The organism is Acetatifactor aquisgranensis (genome assembly GCF_943193215.1).
In the GTDB taxonomy this organism is placed as follows: Bacteria; Bacillota; Clostridia; order Lachnospirales; family Lachnospiraceae; genus Acetatifactor; species Acetatifactor aquisgranensis.
Genome location: NZ_CALPDH010000008.1, coordinates 138,791 through 158,996, shown reverse-complemented (window position 1 = coordinate 158,996; position 20,206 = coordinate 138,791). Strand labels below are relative to the sequence as shown.

Sequence of the window (20,206 nt, the reverse complement as noted above, 5' to 3'; positions counted from 1 at the left end):
CAGCAAAATTGCACAATAATTTTTCAAAAAAGTAGGAATTACAAGTGAATATTGCCAAATAGGATTGCCTGTTTACTGCCTCAAAGGAATGCTCATGTATGGTAAAGAAGCAAGCAACCGAAAACAAGAGATAGACCGCCAACACCACACTATTCCGAACCAAAGAAACCAAAGACCAAAAGACAAGCATTGTGGTAAAATCTAAACTTTTGGATTTTTCCACGAATGCCTACGACTACGGAATCCCCTTCCAATTACTAATATCTTGACATAACTAATATGATTTGTTAAAATACAAATCGAAGTAAACAAAAGGAGGTGCTTTATTTTGCCCAAAATAAAAATTGATAAAGAATCGGTTATCAAAGAAGCCGCATATATGGCAAATACGATAGGCATAGAAAACTTATCCTTAAAAACGCTTGCAGCGCAATTAGGTGTTAAGTCCCCATCGCTTTATAACCATATTGACGGGTTTGACGACCTAAAACAGCAGCTTATGCTTTATGGTTGGAAAGAATTAGAGAACAGAATTATTGAAGCCGTAATAGGACTTTCTGGATATGATGCGATTAGAGCTATGTGCTACGCTTTCCATGAATATGCAATAGAGAATCAAGGAGTTTTTAGTACTATGCTTTGGTACAATCAGTTTGATAATGAACAGATGAACGAAGTGACTTCAAAAATGTTTACAATTTTTTTCAAAGTAACTAAGTCGCTAAATATTTCACAAGATAATTGTGTTCATTTAGTCAGAATGTTTAGGAGTTTTTTAGAGGGCTTTGCATTGCTTGAAAATCATAACGCATTTGGTAATACACAGTTGATAAAAGATAGTTTTGAATTATCAATAACTATTTTAATTGAGGGGACAAAAAAATTAGAGGGGAAATGATAGCGAATGGTATATCAGAATAAATTGAGGGGAACGGTTTTATGAATCGAAAAATCAGACAGATTATTTGTGTAATACTGTCACTAATTTGTGTTGTTTCTATATGGTATAAGCCTGTTTTGGCAAATGAAAAAAGTAGCAATTATAGCGATATTGACAGCCGGTTAAAAAAAGAAATAAAAGAATTGCATATTCCCGGAATGGCGATAGCCATTGTAAACTATAAAGAGGTACTGTTTTCTGAAACTTATGGAAATTGCGATAATTTAGATACGCCTTTTATTATAGGTTCCTTGAGCAAATCATTTACAGCATTAGCTGTTATGCAGCTTGTGGAAGAAGAAAAAGTAGATTTAGACACAAAAATATCTGATTATATTGATACCTCTGCCTATTTTATAAATGCGTCCGACGGAGATAGAATTACTATAAGACAGCTTTTGAATCAGACAAGCGGTTTAGGTACATATCAGCGTTTTGGAAATGCAAAAATAACAGAAAGTTACGGACAACATCAATATGCAAATATCAATTATGGATTGTTAGGAGAAATTATAGAAACAGTCAGCGGAGTTAGCTATTCAGAGTATATGGATAAAAACATTTTCTCTCCACTAAGTATGAGCCATACGGCAGCAACACTTATACAAAGCAAAGAAAACGGATTGATAACAGGGTATCGAAATTATTTTGGACTTCCGATTGCGGGAGAACCGGACTATCCCGATAAATATTCATGGTCTACCGTTCCGGCAGGTTATTTAAGTTCCAGTGTATCAGATATGGCAAAATATCTGCAAATGTATCTAAATGGCGGAATGGGAATCGTCAGTCAAAACAGTTTAAATGCTATGCTTTATGACAATGTATATGTAGATGGTGACAGCCCCTATTATTATGGAATGGGGTGGACTTTGACGGAGGAATATACAGAGCCTGTATTGGGGCATTCCGGACTGGTTGAGAATTATATGTCAAATATGTTTCTATTGCCGGAAAGCGGATTAGGAATCATTTTCCTCATCAATATGAACGATTATCTTGTCACGAACCAACTGGCGGATATTATAAGCAAAAATGTGATATTTGCTCTTTTGGGCAGAGAACAATATGATATATCTGGCAGCCCGTATATTGTAAGACACCTATTGCTGAATGGGGCATATTTAGCGTTGGTTGCAGTGGCGGTATATCCAATAGCAACAATAAGAAAATGGAAAAAAAAGAAACAAACAACGAGACTGATACTCTTTGACATTACAAGGCATGGCATATTGCCACTACTGTTACTCTGTTTGCCCTATATGGTAGGGATTCCATTATGGGTAGTATGGTATTTTGTAAAAGACTTGTTCCTTGTTTTGTTGGTAAATTCAAGTCTGCTTTTGGTTATGGGATTATACAAAATATTATTTGCGGTATTTAAGACATAACAGACTACGTGCGGTTATTGCTCTGAATTATAAAATGCAACTGTAAACTATGCAATGCCCTATGTGGGAGAAAGAGGGAATTATTTATGGCTTGCACAGAAGCATACAAGGAGCATATCGAATACACATTTAATGCCTTTTGCAGAGTAGTCATACACTATGCAGCTATCAACGCATGGCGTGACAGGGATAAGCGGCGGCAAAGGGAAATATCCTTTGAATACCTCACCGAAGAAAAGTTTTACCCATTCAGTACAACAGATAAATATTTTATAGACCCTTGTAAGCAATACCCTGTTACGATATGCGGTCAGGGGGTTATCCTTACGAGCGGGGAGCTTGCCGAAGCCCTGTCCTCTCTGCCGGAGAAAAAGAGGGAAATCATCTACCTTTACTTTTTTGGACGTTACACACAGCAGGAAATCGGAGAACTATACGGACGCTGCCGGAGTACGGCGTGGCATCACATACACAGTGCTTTGCAAATGCTGCATGAAGAAATGGAGGTGCTTTTCCATGAGGAATCCTAAACTTGTGCCGTATGAAACTATTGTCAGAGCAACCAGCGGAGAGCCGGAAGCCATTGACGAGGTTTTACGGCATTATGGCAAAAGAATCCGGCTTGCTTCCCTTGAAAACGGACAGGTCAACAAGGACACCGAGGACAACATAAAACAGCGTCTTGTCGCTGCCCTGTTCAAATTCCGTTTTGATGAACGGGAAGTATAAGAAATTACTTCCATTTTTGGAAAAACGGATATATAATAAAGCAACAGCAAATCGGAATCGGTAGACATACCTTGTCGGGTAATAAAATAAGGCATTTCTCGCTTTGTGTCCTGTTTTTTATCGGGCAGTTTTGATAGGATTTTTCTGAAAGGAGGAAAAGCATGAACCAAGAAAAAATCGGAAAATTCTTAAAAGAACTCCGTAAGCAAAAAGGACTTACCCAAGAACAGATTGCAGAAAAATTTAATGTATCAAACAGAACAATATCCCGTTGGGAGAATGGCAACAATATGCCGGACTTAGATATTTTGATTGAAATATCAGATTATTATGAAGTTGACTTACGGGAAATTCTAAACGGAGAAAGGAAAAGCGAGAATATGGATAAAGAAATGAAAGAAACTGTATTGCGGGCAGTGGATTATACAAACGCAGAAGCGGAACGCTACAATAAGCGTGTACGGATATGCAATGGGATAGCAATGCTTTTAGTATTAGCCTACACTATCATTAAAGGAACAAGTCTTTATGATAATCCGACAGTTATGGCTGGACTGGATATTGTACAGGGATTTGCAGTCGGAATGCTTTTGGTGGGTTTGCTATATTCAAGCCGCTATGGTGCGAGGATTAGAGCATTCAAAAAACGACTGATGAAAAGGCAAGAATAAATCGAAGTTTGAAAGGAGTAACAGACATGGAATTTCCTTTTTATGATTCACCCGATACTGCTACGATTATCTGTTGTCATATATTGGAGCGTCAGGCACCTATTCTATATGTATCACATGATGAAGATGACGGAATGTGGCAATTTCTATGCGGGGAAACACACGAAACAGATGAAGCAAAGTTAGTGTCTTTAAAATGGGTTTTTGATTTAGATAACTCTGTTAGTACCTTAAAGGATATGCCTTGCGGTTACTATGCAGAAAGGAAAACCCAAGATGACGATTGGATTATCAGAAAGCGATAACTTCCTAATTGGACAAAATCGCTGCGCCACAGCCATGGCAGGCCATCGCGCAGCGATTTTGTTCAATAGGAATTTTCAAGGCTAAGGAGAATGTATAATGAGTAAAGTGAGTAGACAGTTTCTATAATAAAGCAGCAACAAATTCAATCGAGATTTGGAGGTATTAGCGTGAAAAAAATATATTGTATTATAGCACAGTTGATATTGTTGCTATGGTTTTTTTTGGCTATGACAGGATTGTGCTTTGGAAATAAATGTTTAGTTTCGAGGTCATATAAAGATGATGCTATATTTTTTCTAATTTATTTAATAGTAGTGATATTGTTCATTGTTAAAGAACAAATTGGTAAATGGTTTGTAATTGTATGGCTTACGATGTGGTTTGCGATACAGTTTATCTGCCATGAATGGTACACTATTTTTAATAAAGGATTTATGGGTACATTAGAAAGAAAAATTGAATATTTTTCAGGCACAATACAGTGGTTACAAATAGAAGGCAAATATATACCCGATGTATATCATGCTATATTGCATATTCTCATATTGTGTACCTTAATCAGCACCATTGTATATTCCATAAAATCACAAAAAAAGAAATAGAAATTCTGGTTTGTGGAATTATAGCCAGCTAAAAACTGAATAACCGCCGCTACATAGAACGGCACACCAAGACAGGAAATCAAGAAAAGGTTTCCTGTTTTTTTGCGCTCATTTTTGGCATTTTCAAAAAATGTCGGTATTATGCCGTGCAAAGGGGGGATAGAAAGAAATTTTCACAAATTCCCGCCTATTCGGGCTTGTGTGGTTTTGTAGGTAGCAGGGAGAGAAATATCGCCGCTGCTTTGGCAAAATCCCCGCTTGCGGCACTAAAGGTATTGACGGAAGCCCACACAGGGGAAGCCGCCACTTTCTAAGAGCAAGATTCTACCACAGTACCAAATTTCGCCTATCGGCTCATTTTGTCCTGCGGGAATCTTGTTGGGGTTGCCACCCCAAGCCCGCCTTTTGCGGCTTGCGCCGCTTGAAAAAATCCACCCAAGAAAGGAGGTTCACAGCCATGAAAAGATACAACACGCCCCACCGCCAGCGGGTAATCAAAACACGCTTGACCGAGGAAGAATACGCCGAGTTTTCCGAGCGTGTCACCCTCTGCAAAATGAGCCAAGCCGAGTTTATCCGGCAAGCCCTTACCAAGTCACGAATACGCCCCGTCATTACCGTTTCCCCGGTCAATGATGAACTGCTTTCTGCCGTGGGAAAGCTTACAGCCGAGTACGGGAAAATCGGCGGCAACTTGAATCAGATTGCCCGCTGTCTGAACGAGTACGGCGCACCTTATAACGCCCTCTCCCAAGAGGTACGAGCCGCCACAGCGGAGCTTGCCGCCTTGAAGTTTGAAGTCTTGCAGAAAGTAGGTGAAGCCGTTGGCAACGTTCAAACATATCAGCTCTAAAAACGCCGACTATGGAGCTGCCGAGCAGTACCTAACCTCCCGGCATGACGAGTTTACCATGAAGCCCACCCTTGATGAAAACGGGCGGCTTATCCCCCGTGATGATTACCGCATATCTTCCCTTAATTGCGGCGGGGAGGATTTCGCCATAGCGTGTATGCGCTCCAATCTCCACTATGGGAAAAACCAAAAGAGGGAGGACGTAAAGAGCCACCACTATATCATCAGCTTTGACCCCCGTGACGCACCCGACAACGGCTTGAACGTAGACCGGGCGCAAGCATTGGGCGAGGAATTTTGCAAGACACATTTCCCCGGACACCAAGCCCTTGTATGCACCCACCCGGACGGGCATAACCACAGCGGCAATATCCATGTGCATATCGCAATCAATTCCATACGGATTGCGGAAGTGCCGCTATTGCCCTACATGGAAAGACCAGCCGACACAAGGGAGGGCTGCAAGCACCGCTGCACGGACGCAGCTATGGAATATTTCAAAGCGGAAGTCATGGAGATGTGCCACCGGGAAAACCTCTATCAGATTGACTTGCTGAACGGGAGCAAGAACCGAGTTACCGAGCGTGAGTATTGGGCGAAACGGAAAGGACAAGCCGCACTGGATAAAGAGAACACTTCCCTTGCCGCCGCAGGTGAGCCGCCCAAACTTACGAAATTTGAAACCGACAAAGAGAAGCTACGGCGCACGATCCGCACCGCCCTGTCCTCTGCTACCTCTTTTGAGGACTTCGCCGGGAAGCTGTTACAGCAAGGCGTGACCGTCAAGGAAAGCCGGGGAAGATTGTCGTATCTCACGCCGGACAGGACGAAGCCCATCACCGCCCGGAAGCTGGGTGATGATTTTGACCGTGCCGCCGTACTGGAAACACTCTCCCAAAACGCACAGAACGCCACAAGAGCCGCCGAAAAGCCCTTACCCAAACAGGAATACTCCCGCAGCATAAAAGACCGTTTACAGCGCAATAAAGCCGCCATAAACGCACCGAAACAGGACACTTCCCAACGGGAAGTTGTACAGCGCATGGTAGACCGGGAAGCCAAGCGAGCCGAGGGCAAGGGCATAGGATATGACCGCTGGGCGGCTGTCCACAACCTAAAGCAAATGGCGGCGACCATAAGTATTTACGAGGAATCCGGCTTTTCTTCCCCGGAAGAACTGGAAGCCGCCCTTGCCGCCGCCAGTGCGGGCTTGCATGAAACCACCGGGAAACTGAAAGCCGTGGAAAGCACTTTACGGGAGAAAAAAGACTTGCAGAAACAGCTATTAGCCTACATCAAGACCAAGCCAGCCCGTGACGGATTGCGGGCGCAGAAAACGGAGAAAGCCCGGAGAGCCTACCGGGAGCAGCACGAAAGCGAGTTTATCATTTCCGAATCCGCCGCCCGGCATTTCAAGGCACAGGGAATCTCCAAGCTGCCAGCGTCCAAAGCATTGCAGACCGAGATTGAGCAGCTTACCAAAGAGAAAAACGCCCTTTACAACGAGTACCGGGAGAAGAAAGAGAACGTCCGGGAATTGCAGACCGTCAAGGGCAATATCGGGCAGATTTTAAGACGTGAGCCGGAACGGGGAAAGGGGCGGGAAAATGAACGGTAAACGCCCATACATGGACTACCCACAGTACAGAGCTGCCCGCCGCCTTGTGCATGAGTGCTGCAACTATGACAACGGCAACTGTATCTTGCTGGATAACGGCGAGCCTTGCGTATGTGTACAGAGTATCAGCTATTCCCTTATGTGCCGCTGGTTCATTGCCGCCGTGCTGCCGCTGGACGGAAAACTGGAAGCCGCCCTTTTGCACCGGGCAGACAGGAAACGCTGTACCGAGTGCGGCGGGTATTTTCTCCCCAAATCCAACCGGGGGAAATACTGCCCGGATTGCGCCGGACGCATGAAAAGAATCCATGCCGCACAGCGCAAGCGGAAACAGAGGGGTAAATGTCACGCTTTAGGATATTCCAAACCCCCGTAAATCAAGGCTTTTTTGACCGCCCTCAAAGGGTAGCCGATACATTTATCCTTTACCCCCACAAGAGCCGCTTTAAATGCGTAACAGAAGCCACAGAACAGACCAAAGGAGGAACGAATGGCAGACAACCGCAAATATTACTACCTAAAGCTGAAAGAGAGCTATTTTGACGAGGACGCTATCGTGCTGCTGGAAAGTATGCAGGACGGTATGCTCTGCTCAAACATTCTCTTGAAGATGTACCTAAAATCGCTGAAAAACGGGGGAAAGCTCCAGCTTGCCGAGAATATCCCCTACACCGCACAGATGATAGCCACCATCACCCGCCAGCAAGTCGGCACAGTGGAAAGGGCTTTGCAGATTTTTATGAAACTGGGGCTTGTAGAACCCTTGCAGAACGGGGCTTTGTACATGAGCAACATAGAACTCTTAATTGGTCAGTCCTCTACCGAGGGGGAGAGGAAACGCCGTGCAAGGCTGGCTTTGCAGGAGCAAAAGGCATTGCCGGAAGCCGTGGCGGACAAACGTCCACCATATGGGGCGGACATTTGTCCACCAGAGATAGAGATAGAGAAAGAGATAGATATAGAGTTAGAGATAAAGAGAGAGGGAGAGATAAAAACCGGACAGACCGCCCCCGCCCCTTTTGGCAGATATGAAAACGTATTTTTGTCAGAAAAAGAGCTTGCGGAGCTGCAAGAGGAGCTTCCCGGCAAATGGGAGTATTACATTGACCGTCTATCCGGCTATATCGCTTCCAGCGGGAAGAACTACAAGAACCATGCCGCCACTATCCGGCGTTGGGCGGCTGATGACAAGGCAAAGGGGAAGCCAAAAAAGGGAATCCCCGATTATTCCTACAAGGAGGGCGAGAGCCTTTAACCGCATAGACACAACGCCCCGTAAACAGGACGTAAAAGACCATGAACAAGGAGGAATGATTTTATGAGTGATTATGATAACGCTGTTTTCCGGCTTGCCACGGCACAGGAAGCAGAGCCGGAGGACTACACGGGCGAGGACGGGCTTTTGTATTGCGGGAGCTGCCGCCAGCCCAAAGAAGCCTATTTCCCGGAGGGCAAGACCTTTTTCGGACGTGACCGGCACCCCAGAGAATGTGACTGCCAGCGGAAACGCCGGGAAACGCTGGAAGCCACAGACCGGGAACACAAGCACCGGGAGGAAGTGGAACGGCTGAAAAGAAAGGGCTTCACCGACCCGGCTATGAGGGAATGGACGTTTGGGAACGACAACGGCAAATGCCCCCAAATGGTGAAAGCCCGTGCCTATGTGGAACAATGGGAGCAGATAAAGGACGGAAACCACGGAATGATTTTGTGGGGAGAAGTCGGCACAGGCAAGAGCTATTTTGCCGGGTGTATCGCCAATGCCCTCATGGAGAAAGAGGTTTCCGTGTGCATGACGAATTTTGCCCTTATTCTCAATGACCTTGCCGCCAGCTACAAGGACAGGAACGAATACATATCCCGCCTTTGCAGCTTCCCTCTGCTTATCAAGGCGAACTGCGTTCGCCTGACGATATTCGGCATGGAGCGTAGCACGGAATACGGGCTTGAACAGGTTTACAACGTGGTTGACAGCCGATACCGCAGCAGAAAGCCGCTGATAGTCACCACAAATTTGACGCTGGAAGAATTGCAGAACCCGGAGGACACGCCCCACGCCCGGATTTATGACCGCCTTATTGAAATGTGTTCCCCTGTCTGCATTACCGGGGAGAATTTCAGAAAAGCCAAAGCAAGGGAGAAAATGGAACAGCTTAAAAAGCTGCTGAACAGAAAGGAGAGCCTATGACCGACACCCCCAACAGAAGCACCGCCACTACCGCCCGCCGCCCGGATTGTGTGACCGAGGTACGCCGGGGGAACACCGTCCTTGTGGTTTCCGGCTATTTCAAACAGGACGCTACCGCCACCGCCGCCGACAAGATGATGAAAGTGCTGGAAGCGGAAAGCGCAGCCGGACACAAGCCGCCATTTACCGCATAAACCGGGCATGAAAAAGCGGTCATGCCGTGGAGTATGACCGCCAGTTCCTGCCTATTTTCTTTTTTGGAATTTTTCGACTGAAAATTCGTATGCTTCTTGAATAAGGGGCTTTAACCGTTCAAATGTCTGTTTGGACGGATTTAGGACGCTTACCCACCCCATCCAAGCATAAACCGGGTGGGGAATGATAATGTCTAAAGCAGTGAAATCACAATCCATATCCACGACACCGCCCGCCGCCGGACGTGCCGGAATTTTACCATACATCTTTTGGAATGTGCTTTTTCGCAGCCCAAGATTGACACGGTAAATACCTGTTCTGTCAAGATTGGACGCTTTATCGTTATCACCGTCTTTTTCCTTAACAGTCAGAACATATACACCACGTTTTAATACAAGACCGGGATTGTAGAAAATCCCTTTTTCGCCCCAACTTTCAACGAGTACCGTACCGTTTAAGGAGGAAAGGCAGTAATCCAATATTTGTTTTGCTTCCATAGTGTTCTACCTCACAAAATATAAAATAAAGAGCTGTCGGATTATTGTAGCACAAATCAGAGATTATTTCCATAAACATCTAATTTGCGACAAGCCTTAATGAAAAACCGTGATATTTTTCGACATAAAGTAGTAAAAAGAACTGTACAGCCCACCCCGCCCTATGCTATAATAAGCCTACGGAATAGTGGGGCTGGCTGTCGGAAACGGAGGAATCTATGTCAAGACAGACCACCCAGCAACTTATTACCGCCCTATATCCGAGATTATCCCATGAGGACGAGCTTTCCGGGGAATCCAATTCCATAAGCAACCAGAAAAGAATCCTTGAAGCCTACGCTAAACAGAACGGCTTTACGAATCTGAAATGGTACACGGACGACGTATTTTCCGGGGCAAATTTCCAAAGACCCGGTTTCCAGTCCATGCTTGCCGATATTGAAGCGGGGCTTGTAGGAACGGTCATAGTCAAGGATATGTCAAGGTTAGGGCGAAACTATCTTCAAGTGGGAATGTATACAGAAATGATTTTCCCGCAGAAAAACGTCCGTTTCATTGCCATCAATGACGGCGTTGACAGCGCACAGGGTGAAAATGATTTTGCGCCCTTGCGTAACATTTTCAACGAATGGCTGGTGAGAGATACGAGCAAGAAAATCCGGGCGGTAAAACGCTCAAAAGGCATGAGCGGGAAGCCTGTCACAAGCAAGCCCGTTTACGGCTACCTCATGGACGAGGACGAAAATTTCATCATTGACGAGGAAGCCGCCCCCGTGGTGAAGCAGATTTACAGCCTATGCCTTGCCGGGAACGGTCCGACCAAGATAGCCCGTATGCTTACGGAGCAGGAAATCCCCACGCCGGGAACGCTGGAATACCGCAGGACGGGAAGCACCCGCCGCTACCACCCCGGCTATGAGTGCAAGTGGGCGGCGAACACCGTGGTGCATATCCTTGAAAACCGGGAATACACGGGCTGCCTTGTGAACTTCAAGACCACCACCCAATCCTACAAGTGCAGCAAGATTATCTACAACAGCGAGGACAAACAGGCAATCTTTGAGAACCACCATGAGCAGATAATCGACAAGGACACATGGGAGCGTGTGCAGGAGCTACGCAAGCAGCGCAAACGCCCCAACCGCTATGACGAAGTGGGCTTGTTCTCCGGCATACTCTTTTGTGCCGACTGCGGCAGCGTCATGTACCAGCAGAGGTATCAGACAGACAAACGGAGGCAGGACTGCTACATATGCGGCAGCTACAAGAAGCGCACGGCAGACTGTACGGCGCACTTTATCCGCACCGACCTGTTGACCGAGGGAGTGACCGAGAACCTACGGAAAGTCACCAGCTACGCCGCAAAGCACGAAGCCCGGTTTATGAAGCTGTTGACCGACCAGACCGAGGACGGGAGCAAACGCCGGAACGCCGCCAAGAAGAAAGAGCTGGAAGCGGCAGAAAAAAGGATTGCGGAACTCTCCGCCATCTTCAAGCGGCTGTATGAGGACAGCGTGACCGGGCGCATATCGGACGAGCGTTTCACGGAGCTTTCGGCAGACTACGAAGCCGAGCAAAAGGAACTGAAAGAGAAAGCCGCCGCCTTGCAGAGCGAACTTTCTAAAACGCTGGAAGCCACGGCAAACGCTGAAAAGTTTATGAAAGTGGTACGCAAGTACACCAGCTTTGAGGAACTCACCCCTACCCTGTTACGGGAGTTTGTGGAGAAAATCGTAATCCACGAATCGGAAGCCCTTGACGGGAAACGCCGGGGGAAGCTCCGCAGACAGGAAATCGAAATCTATTACTCTTTTGTCGGCAAGGTAGAGTTGCCCGACTAAAGCCCGACCCGTCCGGCAGTCAGCCGGATAGGGAACGGCAAAATTTTTTACACTTCTTTTACTTCTTTATCTCACATGAGCAAAAGCTCCGGTCTGCTTGACAAAGCCCGGGATTTCCATTAAAGTTAAGGTAGGGTAGAAGAATGGATGCGGGAGAAGGATTGTCTGCGGCAGTGAACGGGCGGTTGCGACAGACAAGAAAGGAGACCATCTATGGAAATGCCAAAAGGAAAGACCTGCTATACGGAAGAGGACTATGAGCATCTGCCGGAGGAAATCAGAGCGGAGCTGATTGACGGGCGCTTTTATGAAATGGCGTCTCCCGGCAGGATTCATCAGGAGATATTGGGTGAACTGCACTTTCTGATTAGAAACTATATCAAATCAAAGGGCGGTTTCTGCCGGGTCTATCCCGCCCCTTTTGCAGTGAAGCTGTCCCGCAGCCGGGACACCATCGTAGAGCCGGACATCAGCGTGATCTGCGATGCGGGCAAGCTCACGGACAGAGGCTGCAGCGGCGCGCCGGACTGGATCATAGAGATTATCTCCCCCAGCAATCCCGGCTACGACTATATCCGCAAGCTGAACCTTTACGCGGATGCAGGCGTCAGGGAATACTGGATTATAGATCCCACGGTGTGGGAGGTGGCGGTATACTGGCTGGAGGACGGCACATTCCGTGCGCGTTCCTATACTTTCCGGGATACTGTCAAGGTGAATATCTTCGAGGACTTCAGCATTGATTTCCGGATGCTGGACATAGATATCCCCGAGGCGGCTTTCAGCGGAAAGCATCCATGGGACTGATGTTCGCCGGGAGGGCGGAGGCAGCGGCCTGCTGAACGCTGCTATGTAAAAATATGAGAGTATGCATAACGCTGAATACTGCCTAATGTAATCATGCGATGGGACCAGTCAGCGTTAAGCAGTCTGGTTTCACGGCAAGTGAAATCATTAAGCAGTATATCTTATGGAATACTCCTCGTGTCTGCGGGGATGCAATCAGGAGGCGCATATATGGAATCAGGATACATAAAACCCCCGGTGGAGATCCGGTATGGGGATGAGCTGGAGGCATTGAAAGCAAACGATACGGGCAGCAGGCCGGAAAACTGGCAGATGTCGCCCAGGGCGGTGCGGACATTCATACTGGGGAGCGCGAAGCCTCTCTGGTATGACGGAAAAGAGATAACGATAGAAAAGAAATATTTCGGCAATGACGCGCTGGTGGAGCGCTGCATCGTGACCCTGGCGGGCAACAGGGGACTGATGCTGGTGGGGGAGCCGGGAACGGCCAAGACCATGCTCTCGGAGCTCCTCTCCGCCGCCATCAGCGGGGTCAGCACCAATACGGTCCAGGGAACGGCGGGGACTACCGAAGATATGATAAAATATTCATGGAATTACGCACTTCTGCTGGCCAGTGGGCCCAGCCGGGAGGCGCTGGTGCCTTCGCCTCTGTATGTGGGGATGGAGAAGGGAATCCTTACCCGGTTCGAGGAGATCACCAGGACTCCGGCGGAGATTCAGGACAGCCTGATCAGCGTGCTCAGCGACAAGGTGCTGAATGTGCCGGAGCTGGGGGATGAGGGCTTCCTGTTCGCGAAACCCGGCTTTAACGTCATCGGCACGGCCAACACCAGGGACAAGGGCGTCAACGAGATGAGCAGCGCCCTGAAGCGGCGCTTCAATTTCGAGACGGTGATGCCTGTGCGGGAGGCGTCCATGGAGAAACGGATCATCGTGAACGAGGTGAACAAGCTGGCGCTGGAGAGCCATATCGCCATGGAGGCGGACGAGGATGTGGCGGAAATCCTGGCGTCCACCTATCATGAGCTGCGGGAGGGTGTCTCCTCCTACGGACACCGGATCGACAAGCCCTCCTGTGTGATGAGCACAGCGGAGGCGGTGTCGGTATATTACCAGGCCATGATCACAGGCTATTATTATGGGGACGGGACTTTGAGCATGGACAGCCTGGTGCAGAATCTGGTGGGGGCCATTTCCAAGGAAAACAAAGACGACCTGGAAAAAGTGAAAGGTTATTTCAACACGGTCATCCGTGACAAGAGCGGCAAAGAGGGCGGACTATGGAAAGAATATTACGAAGCGAGAAAATGGCTGAGATAATTCTGCTGCCTGTCCGCCACCACAGCCCGGCCTGCGCGTTCCATGTGAATCGGACGATCGAGGAGATTCGCCCGGCAGTGATTCTGGTGGAGGGGCCGGACAATGCGGATGCCCTGATTCCGGTGATGGTCCATGAGGAGACGAAAGCGCCTTTTGCCATCTACTATTCCTATCATGACCAGTCGGGGCGCATTTCGGAGGAAAAGGCGCATTATAAATGTTACTATCCCTTTCTGGATTATTCGCCGGAGCTGGCGGCGCTTAGGGCGGGGAACAGGCTCGGCATCCGGACGGCTTTTATCGATCTGCCCTACGGGGACATCCTTGCGGCCTCCAGGGAGGGGAGAGGGCTGCTGAAAGCCGAGGAGGAGAAGAGCAATTATAATGACGACTATCTGCTTTCCCGGAATGAGTATCTGCTGAAGCTCTGTGAGCGGACAGGGCTGCGCAGCTTTGACGAGTTCTGGGAGAAGTATTTTGAACTGAACGGAATGCAGAAAGAAAGCATACGCTGGTTCGATAATCTGCTGGTCTACTGCGGGCTGGCCAGGGAGAATACGCCCCGGGAGTCCATGGAGGAGGACGGCTGCCTTGCCAGAGAGGCGTATATGGCGGAGCGGATCAGGGAGCATGCAAAGAGGCTGGCGGGAACGGAGGGCAAGGTGCTGGTGGTGACGGGAGGATTCCACACTCCGGGGCTGAAAGCGCTGCTGGCCGGAGAAGAAGAGCGAAAGAAACATGATAAGGTTCCGGAGAAAGACCAGGGCGTCTATCTGATGCCCTATTCCATGGAGGCGGCGGACGCGCTGAACGGCTATGCCAGCGGCATGCCTTTCACGGGTTTTTATCAGAAAATATGGGACAGGACAAATGAGTCGGGGACTCCCTGCGAGGACGTGGTGCTGGACATGATCGTGGCGGCGGGAAAGGAGACCAGGCGCAAGGAGGGATACCTTTCCACCTACGATGAAATCTGCGCCTGCGCCATGGCCAGAGGGCTTGCCGGACTTCGCGGGAAACAGGAGCCGGGAGCCTATGAGCTGCTGGACGCGGTGCTGTCCTCCTTTGTGAAAGGGGAGTACAATCTGGCCTCCGACGCGCCCATGCGCATCCTGCGCAGGATGATGACGGGGAACGCCGTCGGCGCGCTGTGCCGCCAGGCCGACGTGCCGCCTATCATCTATGATTTTCAGGAGGAATGCAGGCGTTTTGGGCTGAAGATTAATTCCACGCTGGAGACGGAGGTCACATTATCGATTTTTTCCAATCCGAAGCACAGGCGGGAGAGCATGTTCTTCAACCGGATGCTGTACCTGAATACGGCTTTTGTCAGGAAGATAAAGGGGCCGAACCTGCAGCTGAAAAAGGACAGGAACCTGATGCGGGAAATCTGGAAGTACAAGTGGAGCAGCCAGGTGAACGCCGCTCTGATTGAGGTGTCCGTCTATGGGGCCACTCTGGAGGAGGCCGTGATCAGCCTGGTGAAAGAGGAACTTAAAAAAGAACTGGGGGCCAGGGAGAGCGCGCTGCTGCTGACGAGGGTCTTCGAGATGGGGCTGAAAGACCAGACGGAGCCGGTCTTCGTCCGGGTGCATGAACTGCTGCTCCAGGATACGGACTTCTATTCCGTCGCGGAGGCATTAAAGAGCCTGATGATGATGGAGGAACTGGAGAGCCTGTACGGTTCCAGGCTGGACTTCGGGGAGCTGATAGCCATCGGCTGCAGAAAGCTGATCGGCCTGCTGCCCGCCATGGCAAGGATTAAGGACGAGGATTTGGATTCCTGCATGAACGCGCTGAAGCTTCTGTACCGGGTTACGGGGCGGGAGAGCATGGCAGGGCAGGAAAGGAGCGACTACTTCTCTGCCTTGGAAAAGATGACCCGGGACGGTGAAATCAACGCGGGCTTAAACGGCTGTGTCCACGGCATTCTTTATGGGAGCGGCAGGGAGGCGGCTGACGAGATAGAGATGGTCTGTAAGGGATATCTGGGCGGGACCAAAGAGCAGCTGTTTTCCACGGCACAGTTTTTCCGGGGGCTGTTCTTCACGGCAAGGGACCTGGTGTTCATCGGGGAGCAGTTCGTGCGGATGCTGGACGGGTTCTACGGAACGGTTTCCGAGGAGGAGTTCATGGAGCTTCTGCCGAAGCTGCGCATGGCCTTTGCCTATTTCACGCCCCGGGAGATCGACAGGATCGCCGCCATGGCAGCGGGGCTTCACGGAAAGGGCGGACAGGATATTCTGGAGCGGACGAAAGTCTACCCGGACTGGTACGCCTATGGGAAAGAGCTGGATGATTATGTGAGGGCCCGGATGGCAGTGCGCAAAGATTTTCTAAGCGGTCAAAGTACGACCGCTAAGAAAATCTAAGTTGCGCACGGAAGAATGCCTAAAGTGCAGGCATTCTTCCAGACTTGCACCAATTGTTTGGGCCGCCGAAAGGAGTTTACCAAATTGTCGTAGGCGACAATTTTTAGAGCCATCGCGCAGCGATTATATATAGGAGGGAAGTATGGCAGACGAACAGGAGATTTTGAATCGCTGGAGGCTTGTGCTGGGGAAATATGCTTCGGGGCAGATTCCCTTTTCCTCCGGGAATTTAAATTACATGGACATGGAAAATGTGCTGGACTATCTGTATTCCAGAGAGTATGGGGAGGAACAGGAGGTGCGCAGGGACCGGGCGGGAGGCAGCGATGGTTCCCAGCTTACGGTGCCCTACTGGCTGCATGAAATCAAGCGGCTCTTTCCCAGGCGGACAGTGGAGGTCCTGGAACGCCACGCCCTGGAAAAATACGGGATGACGGAACTCCTCACGGACCCGGATGTGCTGCGGAAACTGGAGCCCAACAAGGAGCTGTTAAAGACCATCCTGGAGCTGAAGCACATGATGAAAGGGGAGGTGCTGTCCCTGGCCCGGGAAATCGTGCGGAAAGTGGCTGAGGAGATCGCCAGGAAACTGGAACAGGAGGTGCGGCTGTCCTTTTTCGGCCAGATTAACCGAAATGCCAGTTCCCCGGTGAAATCCGCCCGGAACCTTGACATGAAGAAGACCATCCGCATGAACCTGAAGAATTATGACAATGAAAGGCAGCAGATCGTACTGAAAAATGTATATTTTAATTCGCGGATGAAGAAATACAACCAGTGGCGGGTGGTGATCTGCGTGGACGAGAGCGGCTCCATGCTTGACTCCGTCATCCACAGCGCCATCATGGCGGGGATTTTCGCGAAGCTTCCCATGCTGGACACGAAGCTGGTGATATTCGACACCAATGTGGTGGATCTGAGCGGTTATGTGGAGGATCCGGTGGAGACTTTGATGAGCGTCCAGCTGGGCGGCGGCACCAATATCGCGGGGGCTTTAAGCTACTGCGAGGGGCTGATCGACTTTCCTTTCCGGACCATGGTGGTGCTGGTGACGGATCTCTACGAGGGCGCCGGATACCAGCGGCTCTACAGCACGGCGAAAGGAATCATCGAGAGCGGGGCGAAGCTGGTGGTGCTCACCGCCCTGGACATGGATGCCAATCCCAATTATGACAGGAACGCCGCCCAGGCGCTTTCGGATATGGGGGCTTTCGTGGGAGCCATGACGCCGGAGGAGCTGGCGGGGTGGATCGGGAAGATGATTGCGTGAGGAGTCGGACTTAATTTTGAATTATGGCCTATGGAGCGCAGGGCAATGGAGGTGGTCAATGTACGGTAATGGAGTGGCTGGACCTGCCAGCCTGATAAGCTCCCATAAATAAATTTTCTGTAATAAAAAACAAAAAGATCCTGACATAAGCATGAAAGCCAGAGCTGACAGACTTATGCCGGGATTTTTGCGTATACAAGCCTGGCGTCATCGCGCCAAAAAGCGCTGACGGAGAAAGGGCAATTCTGCCACCCATTTCGTCTTGACATGAACTATGGCAGGAATTACTATATTAATAAGAGGAGATTCATATGGAAAAGTGGAGAGAAAGACTGGCAGGGATAGACGATGACTATCTGATCGGCATCAGCAATAAGGGCATCGTCAAACGCGCCTATAAAGACATGGAAGAGGGGCTTTCCGGAGGGGAGGCGTCGGCCGAAATCGGGGCTCTGGGAGACGAAGTGGCGATAAAGGTGGGAGGAGAGACCGTGACGGTGCGGTTTCCTCTCGGAGAGAGCAAATGCACCTGTCCCTCCCGGAGCATCTGCCGCCATGTGGTGCGTGGGATTCTGCTTCTGAAAGAGAGATGCCTGGAGGGCCATGGGGCGGATGCGGCGGAAAGCGCCCGGGAGCCGCTGGCATCCGCGCCTGAATGCATACAGGGCGGGGCAGATGGTCCGGAACAGAAAGCCGCCCCTGATTTTGCCGGTATGCCTGACAGGGCAGACGCATCTGACCAGAGCAGGGATGATGACGCCGGGAGCAGACAGAGCCAGGAAAACCATGTGCGGAAAGAAATTAACAATTTTTCGTTTACAAAATTAAAAAAGACGCTGGGGAACCGGCATTTCCAGACCTTTGTCAACCAGGTGGCAGCAGATATCCGCCCGGGGATACAATACGCCTCCGTGGTCACGGTACAGCTGGCGGAGCCGGGAATGGTGGTAAAACTTCTGTCCCCTCTGGAATATTCCACCTGCACCTGCCACAAAAAGGAACTGTGCCGGCATAAGGCTGCGGCCATTCTCTGGTGCCAGCTGGAAGCAGGCGTCTTAAAGAAAGAGGACTTGATAAAAGAGGCGGAGGACGCGCCCGCATACGACATGGAGGAGGTAAAGGATGCGGCCGGACAGATGCGGGCCTTTTTGGAGGAGCTGCTGGGCACCGGGCTTTCCCGGGTGTCGCCGGACGTGCCAGACTTCTTGGAGCGGCTGGCCATCATCAGCCACGATGCGCTGCTGGCCAGGTTCGAGGGATATTTCCGGGCTCTGGCCGATTCTTATGACAGATATCTGAAGCGGAAAGCGGCATTTCAGACAAAGGATCTGATGGAGCAGCTGACCAGGCTCTACCGACGTGTGGAGGGGCTGCTGCAGGCAGAGGACAGCGCTCAGGTGGCGGCCCTTGCCGGGGAATTCAGGGCCGACTATCTTCCCGTGGGAAATCTTGACCTGATTGGAATCGCCGCGGAACGGTTTCAGAGCCAGACCGGGTATGAGGGGGAGACCATATATTTTCTGGAAGAGAATACTAAGGAATGGTATACCTACACCAATGCCAAACCTGTATTTTACGATACGGCCCGGAGAAGAAGCAGCGGGAAAAAAGAGGCGGCCCTGCAGGGACCCGCTCCCTGGGGACTGGGAATCTCCCTTGAAAATCTCCTGAAAGTCAGGATTCATCTGACCGGGGCAAAGTGCGACGCAAGGAACCGTCTTTCCTCCAGCCAGGAGACAAAGGGAGAGATAACAGGGGAACGGGGGCTATGCGCATACGGTATTAAGGAATGGTATTATCAGGATTTCGGCATACTTTTCAGGGAACAGATTGGAAAGCGGCAGGGAGAGGGATTTGGCGGGCAGAAAGAAGCCGGAAAGGGTACGGAGCTTGTGTTTGTCCAGCCGGATTCCTGCGCCAAAGCGGAATTTTCCCAGACAGGTCAGCAGCTGACCCTCCCGCTGTATGACAGGGCGGGGCATGAACTGCTGGTGGAGGTCACATATTCCAGGGAGGAGGCCGGAACCATCCGCTATCTGGAGCGGATTTCGGAAAAGAGGCTGTCCTGTTTTCTGGGCAAGGTGACCCTGCGGGACGGAAGACTGCGGATGTACCCGGTGGATTTGCTGGACATAGAGGAGCCGGAGGATGGGGATGCCGCCGGGGACAATGCGGGCGCACCGGACAGCCCGGCGGACAAAGAGGCCGCAGCTGACGGAAAAGAAGCGGATAGCCGGAAGACGGAAACGGAGGTTTCCGCGGGCCGCCAGACGAAATATGAAGTCGCAGAGGACATTGCGAAAGAGATTCTTCTGCTGATGGAGGATCTGTGCCAGAGCGGTTTCGACACGGTTCATGAAAGCACATGGAAAGACATGCAGAAAGCGGCCCGGCTGACGGAGCAGTACGGTATGAAATATCTGTCAAAACTGCTGGGGGGTCTTGCAGGAGAAGCGGAGGCGGGACGCCACCGGATGGAAAGACGGATAGGGCCTATGGCCGGACTCTATGCCGATGTCATCGAATATCTGCATTTTGCCGCCCAGAAAGCGGCCTATGACAGAGGTGCGGATTACTATACATAAAAATACGAAATAGAAATA

The 20,206-nt window shown here is 50.0% G+C and carries 20 protein-coding genes; 19 read left to right on the top strand and 1 reads right to left on the bottom strand.

Annotated features, from left to right (window positions below):
* Positions 1-328: 328 nt before the first annotated feature.
* The 13 genes from NFS35_RS09200 to NFS35_RS09140 all read left to right on the top strand — a co-directional run bounded on the left by NFS35_RS09200 (position 329) and on the right by NFS35_RS09140 (position 9,492).
* Positions 329-898 carry a TetR/AcrR family transcriptional regulator gene (locus NFS35_RS09200; RefSeq protein ID WP_251206833.1) on the top strand — a complete coding sequence of 190 codons (570 nt, stop codon included), beginning with the start codon at positions 329-331 and terminating at the stop codon, positions 896-898.
* A gap of 41 nt (positions 899-939) precedes the next feature.
* Positions 940-2,331, top strand: a complete 1,392-nt coding sequence (locus NFS35_RS09195) for a serine hydrolase domain-containing protein (RefSeq protein ID WP_251206832.1) — start codon at positions 940-942, stop codon at positions 2,329-2,331.
* 86 nt (positions 2,332-2,417) lie between these two features.
* Positions 2,418-2,861, top strand: a complete 444-nt coding sequence (locus NFS35_RS09190; RefSeq protein ID WP_251206831.1) for an RNA polymerase sigma factor — start codon at positions 2,418-2,420, stop codon at positions 2,859-2,861.
* Positions 2,848-3,060: a helix-turn-helix domain-containing protein gene (locus NFS35_RS09185; RefSeq protein WP_251206830.1), complete on the top strand. Its 213-nt coding sequence runs from the start codon at positions 2,848-2,850 to the stop codon at positions 3,058-3,060. The genes NFS35_RS09190 and NFS35_RS09185 overlap by 14 nt, the downstream gene beginning before the upstream one ends.
* A gap of 161 nt (positions 3,061-3,221) precedes the next feature.
* The gene (locus tag NFS35_RS09180; RefSeq protein WP_160562146.1) at positions 3,222-3,731 is read left to right on the top strand and encodes a helix-turn-helix domain-containing protein; all 510 of its coding nucleotides are present in this window, start codon (positions 3,222-3,224) and stop codon (positions 3,729-3,731) included.
* A gap of 26 nt (positions 3,732-3,757) precedes the next feature.
* Complete coding sequence (locus tag NFS35_RS09175) at positions 3,758-4,036, top strand: hypothetical protein (protein ID WP_160580278.1); 279 nt, start codon at positions 3,758-3,760, stop codon at positions 4,034-4,036.
* Between the two features lie 168 nt (positions 4,037-4,204).
* The gene (locus tag NFS35_RS09170; RefSeq protein ID WP_251206829.1) at positions 4,205-4,639 is read left to right on the top strand and encodes a hypothetical protein; all 435 of its coding nucleotides are present in this window, start codon (positions 4,205-4,207) and stop codon (positions 4,637-4,639) included.
* Positions 4,640-5,096: 457 nt separating this feature from the next.
* On the top strand, positions 5,097-5,492 hold the full coding sequence (locus NFS35_RS09165; protein ID WP_251206828.1) for a plasmid mobilization protein: 396 nt from the start codon (positions 5,097-5,099) through the stop codon (positions 5,490-5,492).
* Positions 5,464-7,110 carry a relaxase/mobilization nuclease domain-containing protein gene (locus NFS35_RS09160; RefSeq protein ID WP_251206827.1) on the top strand — a complete coding sequence of 549 codons (1,647 nt, stop codon included), beginning with the start codon at positions 5,464-5,466 and terminating at the stop codon, positions 7,108-7,110. Before NFS35_RS09165 ends, NFS35_RS09160 begins: the two co-directional genes overlap by 29 nt.
* Positions 7,100-7,486, top strand: coding sequence for a cysteine-rich VLP domain-containing protein (locus NFS35_RS09155; protein ID WP_125129107.1), 387 nt, complete (start codon positions 7,100-7,102; stop codon positions 7,484-7,486). Before NFS35_RS09160 ends, NFS35_RS09155 begins: the two co-directional genes overlap by 11 nt.
* 114 nt (positions 7,487-7,600) lie before the next feature.
* Entirely contained in the window at positions 7,601-8,365 is a 765-nt protein-coding gene (locus NFS35_RS09150) for a phage replisome organizer N-terminal domain-containing protein (RefSeq protein ID WP_251206826.1), read from the top strand.
* Positions 8,366-8,428: 63 nt separating this feature from the next.
* A complete protein-coding gene (locus NFS35_RS09145; protein WP_251206825.1) occupies positions 8,429-9,298 on the top strand; it encodes an ATP-binding protein in 870 nt (289 codons plus the stop codon).
* The gene (locus tag NFS35_RS09140) at positions 9,295-9,492 is read left to right on the top strand and encodes a transposon-encoded TnpW family protein (RefSeq protein ID WP_125129110.1); all 198 of its coding nucleotides are present in this window, start codon (positions 9,295-9,297) and stop codon (positions 9,490-9,492) included. The genes NFS35_RS09145 and NFS35_RS09140 overlap by 4 nt, the downstream gene beginning before the upstream one ends.
* 51 nt (positions 9,493-9,543) lie before the next feature.
* Here the strand turns inward: NFS35_RS09140 and NFS35_RS09135 are convergent, their stop codons facing one another.
* Positions 9,544-9,990 carry a DUF6194 family protein gene (locus tag NFS35_RS09135; protein ID WP_117460706.1) on the bottom strand — a complete coding sequence of 149 codons (447 nt, stop codon included), beginning with the start codon at positions 9,988-9,990 and terminating at the stop codon, positions 9,544-9,546.
* Between the two features lie 218 nt (positions 9,991-10,208).
* Between NFS35_RS09135 and NFS35_RS09130 the strand changes: the two genes are divergently transcribed.
* From NFS35_RS09130 to NFS35_RS09105, 6 genes are all read left to right on the top strand, one after another.
* Positions 10,209-11,831 (top strand): recombinase family protein, encoded by a 1,623-nt coding sequence (locus NFS35_RS09130; protein ID WP_251206824.1) that lies wholly within the window; start codon positions 10,209-10,211, stop codon positions 11,829-11,831.
* A 213-nt stretch (positions 11,832-12,044) separates the two neighbouring features.
* Positions 12,045-12,638: a Uma2 family endonuclease gene (locus NFS35_RS09125; protein ID WP_251206823.1), complete on the top strand. Its 594-nt coding sequence runs from the start codon at positions 12,045-12,047 to the stop codon at positions 12,636-12,638.
* 210 nt (positions 12,639-12,848) lie between these two features.
* Entirely contained in the window at positions 12,849-13,961 is a 1,113-nt protein-coding gene (locus NFS35_RS09120; RefSeq protein WP_251206822.1) for an ATP-binding protein, read from the top strand.
* Complete coding sequence (locus tag NFS35_RS09115; RefSeq protein WP_251206821.1) at positions 13,922-16,333, top strand: DUF5682 family protein; 2,412 nt, start codon at positions 13,922-13,924, stop codon at positions 16,331-16,333. Before NFS35_RS09120 ends, NFS35_RS09115 begins: the two co-directional genes overlap by 40 nt.
* Positions 16,334-16,475: 142 nt before the next feature.
* On the top strand, positions 16,476-17,603 hold the full coding sequence (locus NFS35_RS09110) for a VWA domain-containing protein (protein WP_251206820.1): 1,128 nt from the start codon (positions 16,476-16,478) through the stop codon (positions 17,601-17,603).
* Positions 17,604-17,914: 311 nt separating this feature from the next.
* Positions 17,915-20,188, top strand: a complete 2,274-nt coding sequence (locus tag NFS35_RS09105) for an SWIM zinc finger family protein (RefSeq protein ID WP_251206819.1) — start codon at positions 17,915-17,917, stop codon at positions 20,186-20,188.
* Positions 20,189-20,206 lie beyond the last annotated feature (18 nt).

Bases quoted from the DNA above. Each gene is read 5' to 3' on its own strand.
- NFS35_RS09195 (WP_251206832.1), top strand. From the start codon at position 940: ATGAATCGAAAAATCAGACAGATTATTTGTGTAATACTGTCACTAATT.
- NFS35_RS09190 (WP_251206831.1), top strand. From the start codon at position 2,418: ATGGCTTGCACAGAAGCATACAAGGAGCATATCGAATACACATTTAAT.
- NFS35_RS09185 (WP_251206830.1), top strand. From the start codon at position 2,848: ATGAGGAATCCTAAACTTGTGCCGTATGAAACTATTGTCAGAGCAACC.
- NFS35_RS09180 (WP_160562146.1), top strand. From the start codon at position 3,222: ATGAACCAAGAAAAAATCGGAAAATTCTTAAAAGAACTCCGTAAGCAA.
- NFS35_RS09175 (WP_160580278.1), top strand. From the start codon at position 3,758: ATGGAATTTCCTTTTTATGATTCACCCGATACTGCTACGATTATCTGT.
- NFS35_RS09165 (WP_251206828.1), top strand. From the start codon at position 5,097: ATGAAAAGATACAACACGCCCCACCGCCAGCGGGTAATCAAAACACGC.
- NFS35_RS09155 (WP_125129107.1), top strand. From the start codon at position 7,100: ATGAACGGTAAACGCCCATACATGGACTACCCACAGTACAGAGCTGCC.
- NFS35_RS09150 (WP_251206826.1), top strand. From the start codon at position 7,601: ATGGCAGACAACCGCAAATATTACTACCTAAAGCTGAAAGAGAGCTAT.
- NFS35_RS09145 (WP_251206825.1), top strand. From the start codon at position 8,429: ATGAGTGATTATGATAACGCTGTTTTCCGGCTTGCCACGGCACAGGAA.
- NFS35_RS09140 (WP_125129110.1), top strand. From the start codon at position 9,295: ATGACCGACACCCCCAACAGAAGCACCGCCACTACCGCCCGCCGCCCG.
- NFS35_RS09135 (WP_117460706.1), bottom strand. From the start codon at position 9,990: ATGGAAGCAAAACAAATATTGGATTACTGCCTTTCCTCCTTAAACGGT.
- NFS35_RS09130 (WP_251206824.1), top strand. From the start codon at position 10,209: ATGTCAAGACAGACCACCCAGCAACTTATTACCGCCCTATATCCGAGA.
- NFS35_RS09125 (WP_251206823.1), top strand. From the start codon at position 12,045: ATGGAAATGCCAAAAGGAAAGACCTGCTATACGGAAGAGGACTATGAG.
- NFS35_RS09120 (WP_251206822.1), top strand. From the start codon at position 12,849: ATGGAATCAGGATACATAAAACCCCCGGTGGAGATCCGGTATGGGGAT.
- NFS35_RS09115 (WP_251206821.1), top strand. From the start codon at position 13,922: ATGGAAAGAATATTACGAAGCGAGAAAATGGCTGAGATAATTCTGCTG.
- NFS35_RS09110 (WP_251206820.1), top strand. From the start codon at position 16,476: ATGGCAGACGAACAGGAGATTTTGAATCGCTGGAGGCTTGTGCTGGGG.
- NFS35_RS09105 (WP_251206819.1), top strand. From the start codon at position 17,915: ATGGAAAAGTGGAGAGAAAGACTGGCAGGGATAGACGATGACTATCTG.